At 33.8% G+C, this 10,825-nt stretch carries 12 protein-coding genes; 11 read left to right on the top strand and 1 reads right to left on the bottom strand.

The genetic code is table 11. The features are described 5' to 3' along the window. The 9 genes from PGC14_RS11525 to nagA all read left to right on the top strand — a co-directional run. Positions 1–428, top strand: a 428-nt coding sequence (locus PGC14_RS11525) for a helix-turn-helix domain-containing protein (RefSeq protein WP_271629010.1), incomplete at its 5' end; no start/stop codon positions are given. Between the two features lie 91 nt (positions 429–519). Beyond that, positions 520–1,230 (top strand): ABC transporter substrate-binding protein, encoded by a 711-nt coding sequence (locus tag PGC14_RS11520; protein ID WP_271629009.1) that lies wholly within the window; start codon positions 520–522, stop codon positions 1,228–1,230. Beyond that, positions 1,172–1,825 (top strand): extracellular solute-binding protein, encoded by a 654-nt coding sequence (locus PGC14_RS11515; protein ID WP_307742518.1) that lies wholly within the window; start codon positions 1,172–1,174, stop codon positions 1,823–1,825. The genes PGC14_RS11520 and PGC14_RS11515 overlap by 59 nt, the downstream gene beginning before the upstream one ends. Positions 1,826–1,924: 99 nt before the next feature. Next, positions 1,925–2,803, top strand: coding sequence for a carbohydrate ABC transporter permease (locus PGC14_RS11510; protein WP_271629008.1), 879 nt, complete (start codon positions 1,925–1,927; stop codon positions 2,801–2,803). 15 nt (positions 2,804–2,818) lie between these two features. Next, complete coding sequence (locus tag PGC14_RS11505) at positions 2,819–3,673, top strand: carbohydrate ABC transporter permease (RefSeq protein ID WP_039764902.1); 855 nt, start codon at positions 2,819–2,821, stop codon at positions 3,671–3,673. Between the two features lie 60 nt (positions 3,674–3,733). Continuing rightward, positions 3,734–4,678 (top strand): hypothetical protein, encoded by a 945-nt coding sequence (locus PGC14_RS11500; RefSeq protein ID WP_271629007.1) that lies wholly within the window; start codon positions 3,734–3,736, stop codon positions 4,676–4,678. Between the two features lie 169 nt (positions 4,679–4,847). Next, complete coding sequence (locus PGC14_RS11495) at positions 4,848–5,684, top strand: GNAT family N-acetyltransferase (protein ID WP_271629006.1); 837 nt, start codon at positions 4,848–4,850, stop codon at positions 5,682–5,684. A 40-nt stretch (positions 5,685–5,724) separates the two neighbouring features. After that, a complete protein-coding gene (locus tag PGC14_RS11490) occupies positions 5,725–7,368 on the top strand; it encodes a beta-N-acetylhexosaminidase (RefSeq protein WP_271629005.1) in 1,644 nt (547 codons plus the stop codon). Positions 7,369–7,393: 25 nt separating this feature from the next. Then, positions 7,394–8,536 (top strand): N-acetylglucosamine-6-phosphate deacetylase, encoded by a 1,143-nt coding sequence (nagA, locus tag PGC14_RS11485; RefSeq protein WP_271629004.1) that lies wholly within the window; start codon positions 7,394–7,396, stop codon positions 8,534–8,536. Positions 8,537–8,542: 6 nt separating this feature from the next. Here the strand turns inward: nagA and PGC14_RS11480 are convergent, their stop codons facing one another. Continuing rightward, positions 8,543–8,806 (bottom strand): helix-turn-helix transcriptional regulator, encoded by a 264-nt coding sequence (locus PGC14_RS11480; protein ID WP_271629885.1) that lies wholly within the window; start codon positions 8,804–8,806, stop codon positions 8,543–8,545. A gap of 210 nt (positions 8,807–9,016) precedes the next feature. Here PGC14_RS11480 and PGC14_RS11475 point away from each other — a divergent pair, with 210 nt between their 5' ends. Next, entirely contained in the window at positions 9,017–10,138 is a 1,122-nt protein-coding gene (locus PGC14_RS11475) for a helix-turn-helix domain-containing protein (protein ID WP_011918026.1), read from the top strand. A 68-nt stretch (positions 10,139–10,206) separates the two neighbouring features. Next, a complete protein-coding gene (locus PGC14_RS11470; protein ID WP_271629003.1) occupies positions 10,207–10,638 on the top strand; it encodes a DUF3368 domain-containing protein in 432 nt (143 codons plus the stop codon). Positions 10,639–10,825: the final 187 nt, after the last annotated feature.

Here is a 10,825-nt window from a genome sequence, read left to right as displayed (position 1 = left end):
AAGAAGTTTTAGAAACTGTGAAAAAAGCGGTTGAAAAAGTAGCTGCTGAGCATAGTAGGCAGCAATGTTTAGATTCCTGTGAGAACAAAAACATAATTGATATGGTCTTTGACTTTATTTTTGCAAATTGTTCAAAACAAATAAGCTTGAATGATGTAGCAGAGTATGTCCATCTTCACCCTGTGTATCTTAGCAGACTTTTGAAAAACAAAACTGGAAAAACTTTTAAAGAGATACTCACTGAAGTGAGGCTCAAAAAAGCAGAAAAGCTTTTGAAAACATCCAGCTTAAAACATTACGAAATTGCTGAGGCAGTTGGATTTTCAGATGCCCAGTATTTTAGCCAAGTATTCAAAAAAGTGTATGGTATGACACCTATTGAGTGGAAGAAACAAGCTTTGGAAAAACAATCGAGGTTAAAAATTTAAACAAAAAAGTTGTGTTTGTCTATATAGGCTATTGGGCATTTCACACTAAAATTAAAAGTGAAAAACAAAAATAAAAGGAGGTAAATTTTAAATGAAAAAGTGGTTAAAAGTTGTGGCTTTAGCTATTTTAGTGGTCTTTTCATTTTCAGTTGTTTTAGTCGGCCAAATGGGTGAAAAAAAGGTACAAGGTGCAACAAATGAGCTTACATTCTGGAGCTGGGTTTCTGACTCTGACACTATAAAACAGGTGTATGAGCAGGCTATCAAAGAGTTTAACTCTACTAACAAGTACGGTGTGAAAATCAAGGCTGTGTACACTCCAGGTGAGCAGTACAAAACAAAGCTCCAAACAGCAATGGCAGCAAACAATCCACCAGATATTCTCAACATGTGGGCAGCTGGTAAGATGAAACCATATGTAGATGCAAAAAGGCTTTTCCCAATTAGCGACATCATGAACAAAGACCCACAATGGAAAAACAGGTATGTCAATGGCGTTTTTGACCTGACAACTTTTGGCGGCAAAATCTATGGTATTCCTCAGATAAGAGTTGCAACAGTTATATACTACAACAAACAAATCTTTGCAAAATACAAACTTACACCTCCAAAGACATGGTCAGAGCTTGTAAATGTTATAAAGGTTTTGACTAAAAACAAAATAATACCATTTGCGCTTGATGCAAGAGACCCGTGGATCTTGGCAATGTATGCAGAGTATATTGCAAACAGAATAGACCCGGATAGCTTACAGAAAAGTTCAAAAAGATCCAAACGCATGGACAGACAAAGCGTTTATTGAGACAGGCAAGAAGATACAGGAGCTTGTCAAACTTGGTGCTTTCCCAAAAGGTGCAACAAGCTTAGATTATGTTGCAGCAAGAAATCTATTTGACCAAGGAAAAGCTGCGATGTATGTTATGGGAATATGGGATGTTGGGTATCTGTCAACTCAATCACCAGTCAAGAAATATGTAGGTGCATTCAAATGGCCAGCAATAGAAGGTGGAAAAGGCAATGTAAATAACTTCCTCGCAGGAATTGAACAGGTCATTGCAGTAAGTTCAAACTGCAAGAACAAACAGGCTGCTGCTGCATGGCTAAAACTTTTATCTGAACAGAGATATGCAAAGGACCTGCTGGCTGAAAAAGCAGGGTATTTCCCAACAGTAAAAGTAAATCCCGACCCAAAGAAAGTTACAGGTCTGTATCTTGAGGTTTTGAATTTATTAAAGGACCAGAACACAAAAGACTCATTCACATACTATGATGTCATGTTTGGACCAATAATTGGCGATGGATTTAACAACACAATCCAGTCAATCTATCTTGGGAAAGACCCTGTTGAGGCATTCAAAAAACTTGCAGAGATTGCTAAAAAAGAGATGAAAAAATAAAAAATTGTGAGCCGAAGAGTTGAATGTGCTCTTCGGCTCATTCTAAATATAGCAAGATAAGACAAAAAGCCTAAATAGAAAAAAGAAGAGGTGAAAAAATTGGAAAGAGCATTTGGAAATAAACTTGCTATTGCTATATTCATTGCACCAGCACTAATACTTTTTACACTGGTTATTCCTCTTCCTATTTTGCATTCATTTTATATGAGCCTTTTTAAATGGGATATGCTATCTACAATGACTTATGTGGGCTTTGAAAATTATAAAGAACTGTTTTCTGATGGAATATTTTTATCCTCAATTTGGCACACAATTGAAATAACAGTACTTTCATTAATTTTTCAGGTCACCTTAGGGCTTTTCCTGGCTTTGTGCATAGTTAACATAACAAAAGGAAGGAAATACTTTCAGAATGCTTTTTTTATACCTAATATCTTATCAAGTGCTGTAATAGGAATATTATGGTTTTTTGTGTATAACTATGACTTTGGGCTTATAAATTCAATTTTAAAGAGCATTGGCCTTGATTCTTTGCAGCAGGAGTGGCTTTCACAAAAATATGTTATCCTTGCACTGTCCATCACAACATGCTGGCAGTGGGTAGGATATCATATGATTTTATATATTGCTGCTATTTCAGGAATATCACAGGATATCATTGAAGCAGCTATTGTTGATGGTGCGCAAGGGCTGAAAATGGTCACTAAAATAATAATTCCTCAAATTCGTCCTGTCTTGAGAGTTTCAATAGTTTTAATTATCACAGGTTCACTGAAGTACTTTGACATGGCATGGATAATGACTGAAGGGGGTCCAGATTTTGCTTCTGAGACAATCGCTACATATATCTACAGAACAGCATTTAACAAACTTCAGTATGGTCTTGGCAGTGCAGCGTCAACCTTTTTGTTTGTTGTAAGCATTTTAGTTACTGTTCTTATAAATAAGTTTGCTGCTAAAAGAGAAGAAGTGTACTAAGTTTTGTGAGGTGGTATGAAAGTGTTTGCAAAATACATTAAACTTTCTCCTGTGGCAAAAGCAATAATATTCGCATTTTTGACCTTTTATTCAATATTGACATTATTTCCATTAATATGGCTTGTGTACAACTCGGTAAAGACCAACAATGATTTTTTGGCAAATCCCTTTGGTTTGCCACAATTGTCCAAACTTCAACTAAAAAATTACTATGATGCATGGGTGACTATGGGAATTCAGAGGTTTACGATAAACAGTCTCATAATCTCTTCTGTAAGTGTAATTTTTTCACTTATTATAAGCTCAATGGCAGCATATGCAATTGAGAGGATGATATGGCGATCAAGTCAAAAGGTTTTGAACTATTTTTTGTCGGGAATTATGGTCCCAATCCAAATAATATTAATTCCGCTTTTTATAAACTTTAAAAAACTAAACCTTTTAGACTCCCGCATAGGACTTTTGATTCCAACAGTTGCATTTGCCCTCCCAACTTCGATTTTTATTTTAACTGGATTTTACAAGACAATCCCACGCGAATTAGAAGAAGCAGCATTGATTGATGGCTGTTCTGTCTACAAGATATTTTATAAGATTATTCTTCCATTGACCATGCCCGCTTTTGTGACAATTGCAGTATTCAATTTCCTCGGTGCATGGAACGACCTTTTGATACCCCTGGTTTTGATACAAACACCAGAAAAAATGACACTGCCTGTTGGACTTTTGAATTTTAGGGGAATGTACGGAGCTGAGCTTACCAAAATGTTTGCTGCAGTTGTAATCTCTGCAATACCAAGCATAATAATTTACTTTGTTTTGCAAGACAAACTTTTAAAAGGTATGATAGCCGGTGCTGTGAAGGGGTAAAAAATATATTTAGGAAAAGTACAAAAAGTATAATGGCTTATGAAAAGGGGGATTTGAATAATGGGTGAAATATTTTGGCTATGGTTGGTGGGGGCGTTAGGAGTAGTTTCTCTGTTTGGACTGGTTATATTCTATTATTGTGGTTCATTACTCAAAAAACTTTTTATAGAGGATATTGAATATATCTATCCCAAAAATAAAGTTCAGAAAATATTTTTTATTTTTCTTTTAATTTTTGTTGTATTCCTATTTGTTATTCTTTTTATAGTCTCTATAGATTTTTCAGAAAACAAATTTAAAGGCTTTTTAATATGGTTATTATCTTGCGTTGTTTGGATAATATTAATGACATTGTTAATAAGGCTTTTAAGAAAACAATTTGAGTTTGTAAATTTATTATATACAACAGGTGTAAATTCAAAGGTAATTGATGTTTATTTTTTATTCAATTTATATACTATTTTTTTGACAACATCCATTTTAATAGTAACATTTGTTGGACCTGGTATAGTTAAGGCGATCAAGCCTAATATAGGTTCTTGCTATAAGGTATTTTCTTCTTTTATGTTTTTACAAGTTTTTTTACTTCAGATTATTTTCAATTATTTATGGTTAGCTCATCCAGATGAAATGATAAATATTTATTTAATAAAAAGAAAAGGAAGTAGAGTTAATGAATTATTTCAGAAAGTAAAGCTTCTTTTATCATTAATATGTTGGAATACCTATTATATGTTTGTACAATTTATGTTATTGGTGGTTATTTTCAATGTAGAAAAGTTTGATATTGATATTAGATTAGCAGGATCCATACTTGTTAAAATGATCGGGGATCTTACAGGAAGTTATTTTGAAATAGAAAAGTATATAAGCAATGATTGGTGGATAATTTTGTTTGAATTGTGGACAAAAGTTATTTACTTCTTAGTAATAGGAGTCTTTATAATAGATTATCTTTTAAATAAAAAATTATCTGCTATTCCTCAAAAAAAGTCGTCAGAGTGAACTTTATAGAGGCTATTGAATAAAAAATATAACCATTGAAGGTAGAAATAATTACGGAAAAAATTAGAAATATCCCCCTTGTGGTAAGATTTTGTAGTGCAAATGCACAAACAAGCACAAGGGGGATATCACACAAAATGCCTAATGGAATTAAATAACAAAAAATTCTTTGGTTCTTGGCAGCATTTTTGTGGCAGTAGACGGTAGTATTATAGCAAGTACAGTAAGATTATTTTACAGAAAGATATACTTTCACGAGAAAGAGATAACAGTTGGTGGAATAGGAGAGGTAAGTACAAAACCTAAGTACAGAGGAATGAATCTTGCATCAAAGCTTCTTTGCATGGCAATAGATACAATGAAAGAGAAAAAGCTTTCTATTTCTATACTTTTTGCATCGCTTCACAATTTTTATGGCAAGTTTGGCTATAAAGTACTGCCGCGCGAATTTTGTTTGGTTGACAGAGATACCTTTCAAAAATATTATGAATCTGAGACTACTCAAACAGGGGAAGTAAAAGAAATAAATTTGTCAGACAATAATGTCGAAATTATAGATGAAATCTACAAGCTATACTCAGCTAATTTTAATGGCCCTGTTGTTAGAAACAGGGAATATTGGCTTGGCTGGGTTAAGTTTGAACCAAAGATAAGTTTAGGATATTTTATTGAGGGGAGATTGGCTGCATATTTGTTTTATAGAAAAAGTGGCAAAGAAATAGTTATACTGGAATATGGCTGCTCTGACTTATCAAACAAAGAGATACCTTTGATGGAGTTTATAAAATTTATCATAAACAATGAAGATGCAGAAGCAATTAAATATCCAAAGGCAATTGGCCTTGAACTTACTGGGTGTACTGAGTTTAAAGACAATAGTTTGATGGTAAATCTTATTACTCCTTTCAAGCTGGAAGGCTTACTTGTTGATTCAACTGAAAAACTGATAAGTATCCTGACAAGAGAGCCAAATAAATTTCTCTTTTGGGGTGCAGATAATTTTTGACAAAGCATAAAAATTGCTTGCAGAAGGGAGATACCAGAAAATGTTTAAAATTGTTCCAAAGCCTAAAAAACTTGATTTCACAGGGAAATGGTTTGACTTCGATGGTTTTGAAAACTTTCCAGATTTCATTTCAAGGGAGTTTTCAATACCAAAAGGCTCATGGAGGATAGAGATTGTCGAAAGACCTGGAACAGGTATTTCAATAGAGGACAAAAAAGTAAATGTCTGGGGAAATGTTAATGTTGCTTATGCCACCATAGTTCAGCTCTTAATTCAAAGAAAAGATGCACTGCCGCAAGTCACAGTAGAAGAGGAATTTAGATTTTCTTTTAGAGGCTTTCATCTTGATATTGCAAGGGGCGGAGTGCCCAGTGTATCAACTTTTAAAAACATATTGAGATGGCTATTTTTGCTAAAATACAACTACTTTGCAATATACTTTGAAGACCTTTTTCCATGGGAAAAACATCCTAAGATAGGTGCAGGTAGAGGAAGATTAACAAAAGAGGAGTTAAAAGAAATTATAGAGTACGGCAAAAATCTTGGAATTGAAGTATTTCCATCTTTAGAGTTAACAGGTCATATGGAGAATATTTTATCAATTCCAGAGTACTCCAAATACAGTGAATGGTATTTGCCAAGAGAAGGATGCCTCGACTTGTCGAATGAAGAAGCAAAAAGATTTGCTTATGAACTTTTAGAAGAAGTCATAGAGTTTTTCCCATCTAAGTACGTTCACATTGGCGGGGATGAGACATGGGCACTTGGAAGGGGAAAAAGTTTGGAAAAGAATTGGATATTTGAAGGGCCAAAGTTATATGAAGAACATCACAAAAACATGATAGATATGGTAGAAAAATACAGAAAGATTCCTATCATGTGGGGAGATATGCTAACAGGCATGTTTCTGAGGCCTGATGAAAGGAAGGTATGGGAGAAGCTTTTGCAAAGCGATATATGGCAAAGGACAATTTTAGCCAACTGGGACTATGCAGCAATGCCCAAGGAGCATTTTATAAACAGGATTGAAAGTCTTGGAAAGAATTATCAATCAAATCAGATAGTGTGTCCAGGTTTTTCTAATTGGAACAGGTTTTATCCTGACTTTGAAGTAGCAATTGAGAACATAAAAAACTTTATTGATGCAGCAAAGGAAAAAGGCATTCAAGGCTTTTTGGTGACATCCTGGGGTGATGATGGTCAGGAGTGTTTGTTTAGTTTTTTATATCCGCTTCTTGTTGCTACAATTGAGCTTGCTGAAGGTGATGGGGATTGGGAAAAAAGTTATATTGTTCTTTCTGGTGAAAGCGAAAAGCTACTTGATGTACGAAAAGTTTTTGGTATGTCGAAAATTGCAAATAATATAAAAGGTCTGTTGTATGGAAGCAAAGAGGTTGTGCAAATGGGGACTTCTGAGAAACGAGGGTTAAAAAGGTGTTTTGAAGAAGCTTTGCAAAAGGCTATTGATGCAAATCTTCCTGAAGATTTAGCATTTATCCGACAGGCTATAAGGGTAGCGATAAAAAGGCTTGAGAATACAGTGACAGCAAGTGATTTAATTGAACTTGGAAGTTATTACTGCAGGCTGTGGTGTAAAGAGAGGAAAAAGGAAGGGCTTGATAGGATTGTTGAAAGGTTTTGGGCAGCAGCTGGCAAAGTTAGCTTAGAACTGGAAGAAAGTTAGAAGTATATTTTGAGGTGTTTTAAAAATGAGAAAAAAGTTTTTGGCCAAAAAGATTTTCAATGGGCATTCTTTTATCGAAGACAATGTCTTGGTTGTAGAAGATGGAATAATTCTGGGAACGCAAAAAGGAATTGATACTGGAAAAGATGAGATTATAGACAGAAGAGATTTTATATTATCACCTGGATTTGTTGACAAACACACACATGGTATTGGTGGAGTTGATTTTTTTGATACTACAGAGAATGATTTAAAAACTATCCAAAACTACTATTTTAAACATGGTGTTACAACTATTCTGCCAACAATTGTATCGGCTCCGTTTGAAAACATATATAGACTTGCAAAAGCTATCAAAGAGGCAAAGAAAGACCCAAATTTTAAGCTAAACATCCCCGGGATATTCTTAGAGGGGCCATTTATAAACCCTGCAAAGAAAGGTGCACATGATGAGAGATTTTTGCAAAGGCCAACAGCTGAGAAGTTAGAAGAATTGATTTCTAACTGTGAAGAAAAAATTATTGACATTGCGCTTGCACCAGAGCTGCTTGAAAATCCTGTTGAGTTTTTTTCAAAAGCAGCGAAGAAAGGTATTAACATTTCGCTTGGTCACACAAATAGCAGTTTTGATGAGGCAGCGCAAGCACACATGCTTGGTGCAAAAAATATTGTTCACCTTTTCAACGCAATGCCACAGCTACATCACAGACAGAATTCTATTACAACTTATGCGCTTTTGAGCGATATAAAAGTGGAGATAATTTGCGACCTTATTCACCTGTCACCTGAGATTGTTAAACTTACATACAAACTAAAAGGTGCAGAGAACATTATACTAATCAGTGATTCTATTGCTGCCACAGACCTTTGTGATGGTGAATACAGTTTAGGAAGCCTAAGAGTAAAAGTTGAAAATGGAATTTGTAGATTAACTGATGGCACCATTGCTGGCAGCACATTGACAATTGATAAGGCAATAAAGAACTTGGTAAAAATCGGAATTAAATTAGAAGATGCTCTCATGGCAGCAACTTACAATCCATCAAAACTTTTTTCACTTAAGTGCGGTGCGATAAAAGAAGGATTTTCGGCAGATTTTATATTGATGGATGAGAATTTAAATGTAAAAGAGGTATATGCTAAGGGAGAGCTTGTGTATAAGGCATGATAAATTTCAAAGCAGGCTCTCCCTGAACTGACTTGGTGTAAGTCCGGTATACTTTTTGAAAACTTGAGAAAAATACTTCTCATCAGAAAAGCCAACCATATTTGCAACCTGATATGTCTTTAAATTTTGATTTTTCATAAGTTCTTGGGCTTTTTGAATTCTGATTTTATGCAGGTAATCAACAAAATTAATTTTCAGTTCTCTTTTAAATAGAATGCTCAAATACGCAGGTGTTACATATACCTCTTTTGCAACACTTTCTAATGTAATGTTCTTGTTATAGTTTTTTTCAATAAAGCTAATAGCTGCTTTAACGATTAGATTTTTATTTTCGATCTGCTCAATTTTGTCTACTGCTGCATTTAAAAAACTAAGTAGCGATGCAAATTAGAATGTTAAATAAAATTAACATTTTTATTGCAACGATAGTTCAAATAGTGTAAAATATTTATAACAAAAAATTGATGAGAGTGAGTTAGTATGTCATTAGCAAAGGTAATTGGGAATAACATCCACGCTTTAATGAAAAAACAGAATGTAAAGATAAAGCAACTTGCAGATTTAATTGGAGTTACCAGGCAGACTATGACTAAATACCTTGAAGGTGAAGTGATTATTGATAGCGAGAAGCTTTTCAAAATAGCTGAATTTTTTGGAAAGCCGTTAGATTATTTTCTTGAAAACAAACATGAAGAAATGGCTTTTTTATTCAGGGCTCATGTTTTAAATAAAGAATCTATCTCAACCGTTCAGTACAAAGTCTGTGATTTGATAAACAGGGTCTATGAGATTTATGAACTTGCTGGTGAAAAGATTTCCTATCTTCCACAACAGTATAATCTCAAAATAGATTCTAAGGAAAAGCAAATATCAAAGGAGATAAAACTTCAAATAGAACAGATAGCACTAGAAGAAAGAAAATGGTTAAACATTGGTGAAAGCAGAGGAGAGGAAATCATTGAATGTTTTGAAAATAAGGGAATAAGAATAATTTTTGAAAAATTTGATATGCCAGACATGTTTGGAGTGTCTGCTTTGCATGACCAAAAGGGTTGTTTTATAGTTATTAACGATGATGAGAACATTCCAGAAGAGAGAAAGATATTTAGTATTGTTCATGAGTATGCTCACATTTTATTTGACAGAAACCAATACAGACAAGTTATTCTACAGTCTACTCGCAGGAATATTTACGAAAAAATTGCTGACAAATTTGCAGGATATTTTTTGATTCCGCGGAAAAGTCTTGCTAAGTATTCTGTCTTACTCAAAAGTCAGTTATCATGGAATGATCTCATATACATCAAAAAAGATTTGCGAGTAAGTTTAAAAGCCCTTTTGCATGTTTTAAACGACTATGAATATATCAGTGATAAAGAATATCAAAAATGGCTGAAATACTTGAACATGAAAGGTTACTCTAAAAAAGAACCTGATCCAATGCCTTACTTCAAAAAAAATACTGCACATGAGAAGATAGTAAGAATGCTTTTTATGAAGGAACAAATAGGAATTAACAAGGTGGCAGAACTTCTTGGGATTAGTGTTGAAGAAGCAAGAGAGAACGCAAAGAAGTGGATGATGGATGAGAGAGAAGATTAAGAAACTCATAGATAAAGTAGCAATACTTGATACAAATGTGATAATAGATTTTCAAAGGCTAAGCTATCTTGAAATTCCTCTTCAGGTTTTCAAAAGTCTTTGTCTCCGGTTTCGTTGTATCAAAAGAGCTACCAGCTGAGGTTGTTAAAAAACTCAAGGATTTAGGATATGATATTGCAAATCTTGAAACAGAAGAGGGATATAGTTTTTTTCAGGAGCTAAAAAAGTTCAAAGCTCTTTCAGTTTATGATAGACTTGTAATTTCAATAGCACTCCAAGAAAAAATTATTTGTGTTTCAAATGATAAACCAGTACGAAAAATCTGTAAAAAGTATGGAATAAACTCGACTGGCACGTTGGGCATTTTATGTGCTGCTTTTGAGAAGGGAATAATTAGCAAAAAAGAATTAAAAGAGCTAATAGATGGATATCAAAGCAATAGCGGTGCATATATAAACAAAGACATAATAAATGAAATAATAAGAATATATCACCTATAACGAAATAATCATTCTCAGTACTAAAAATACTTTGACGTATGATAAAAAAAAAATCGAATTAAGTTTGTAAAAAAGAAAATAAAACAATATTTTAAAGTGGAGCTAATTTGCGACCTTATTCACCTGTCACCTGAGATTGTTAAACTTACATACAAACTAAAAGGTGCAGAGAACATTATACTAATCA

The organism is Caldicellulosiruptor sp. DIB 104C (assembly GCF_028198085.1).
Classification (GTDB): Bacteria; Bacillota; Thermoanaerobacteria; order Caldicellulosiruptorales; family Caldicellulosiruptoraceae; genus Caldicellulosiruptor; species Caldicellulosiruptor saccharolyticus.
The sequence above is the reverse complement of the archived record's forward strand: the minus strand, read 5'-3'. Positions and strand labels throughout refer to the sequence as shown.